The organism is Pseudomonas sp. 3B-A001-10F, from assembly GCF_056313565.1.
Map to the genome: position 1 here is coordinate 1 of NZ_JBQYFW010000093.1, position 399 is coordinate 399.

Consider the following 399-nt stretch of genomic DNA (forward strand, 5'->3'; position numbering starts at 1 on the left):
GTTGTAATAAGAAAACCAATATAGATATTTTAGGAATTATTGCTACAAAAGTAGTAACAACTGTAGGTATTGCATCATAGACATCGGGACTTCAAAAATGAAAAGGGGCAGCTGACATTTTAAATAAAAAACCAACAGACATTATAATTAAAGAGATGTTTATATATAATGGTTTATATAGATCTAAAGTGTTAGTTAATAATTCGTTTGCTATGTTGGATAAGCTTGTTATTATATAATAAGCTTCCAGATTTGTTGTACCAGAATTGACATATAATAAACTTGTTCCTAAAACAATAAAACAAGAAGATAAACCTCCTAATAAGAAATAAGTAAGACCAGCTGAAGTGGATAATTCAGAGTCTCTATAAAGTGTTGCAAGTAAGTACAAACCATAGC

At 28.8% G+C, this 399-nt stretch carries 1 protein-coding gene; it reads right to left on the bottom strand.

Annotated features, from left to right (window positions below):
• Nucleotides 1–91: 91 nt before the first annotated feature.
• Nucleotides 92–399: proton-conducting transporter transmembrane domain-containing protein (locus AC0ZWN_RS28890; RefSeq protein ID WP_476337722.1), on the bottom strand; the 308-nt coding region annotated here is incomplete at its 5' end.